The 877-nt window shown below is 70.0% G+C and carries 2 pseudogenes; both read left to right on the top strand.

The features are described 5' to 3' along the window. A pseudogene (locus tag ELR45_RS40255) lies at positions 1–499 on the top strand (MoxR family ATPase); the annotation flags it as partial. Positions 500–564: 65 nt separating this feature from the next. Beyond that, a pseudogene (locus tag ELR45_RS36510) lies at positions 565–877 on the top strand (hypothetical protein); the annotation flags it as partial.

Genomic DNA, 877 nt, shown 5'->3' with positions numbered 1-877 from the left:
GGAGGTCCCGTGCGTACTGCTGATCGACGAGATCGACCGCGCCGACGACGAGTTCGAGGCGTTCCTGCTGGAGGTCCTCTCGGACTTCACCATCTCCATTCCGGAGGTCGGCACGGTACGGGCCAGCACCCCTCCGACGGTGGTGGTCACCAGCAACCGCACCCGCGAGGTCCACGACGCGCTCAAGCGTCGCTGCCTGTACCACTGGCTGGATCACCCGACGTTCGAGCGCGAGATCGCGGTCATCAAACGGCGCTTACCCGACGTGGGTGAGCAGCTGGCGAGTGATGTCGCCCGGGCCGTCGCGCGGATGCGACAGACCGGCCTGCTCAAGCCGCCGGGCCTCGCGGAGTCGATCGACTGGGCCGCGGCCCTGGTAGCGCTCGGTGCGCGAGAGCTGAACTCAGATCTTGCCTCCCGCACCCTCGGAGCGGTACTGAAGTACCAGGAGGACACCGAGCGGGTCCGGTCCGAGATCAGCGAGCTGGGGCGTGTCTGATGGAGCCATGGCCCACCGCGCGACGCCCTGGCCGCACCAGCCGGATGAGGAGGTGACTGGGGGCGATGGCCGCCGCGGGGCCTGGAACTCAGACAGGCGGACCCCGCCCGGAGGATGCGTTCTCCCCGGTGGTGGAGTTCGCCGGGCGGCTGCGTGCTGCGGGGGCCGTCGTGCCACCCACTCGGGTGCACGCGATGTTGCACGCACTGGCTGAGCTCGGGGCGGACTCGCCCGGGTCGCTCTACTGGTCCGGCCGGTTCACCTTGTGTGCCTCGCCGGAGGACATCGCGCGCTACGACCGCGTGTTCAAGGAGTACTTCGGTGCCGGCGCGTCCCGTGGTGCGGTCCGCGTGCCGGCGCCGCCGTCGTATCGGTTCG

The sequence above is a fragment of the Phytoactinopolyspora endophytica genome (assembly GCF_004138495.1).
GTDB lineage: Bacteria > Actinomycetota > Actinomycetes > Jiangellales > Jiangellaceae > Phytoactinopolyspora > Phytoactinopolyspora endophytica.
This window is presented reverse-complemented; position numbering and strand designations above follow the sequence as displayed.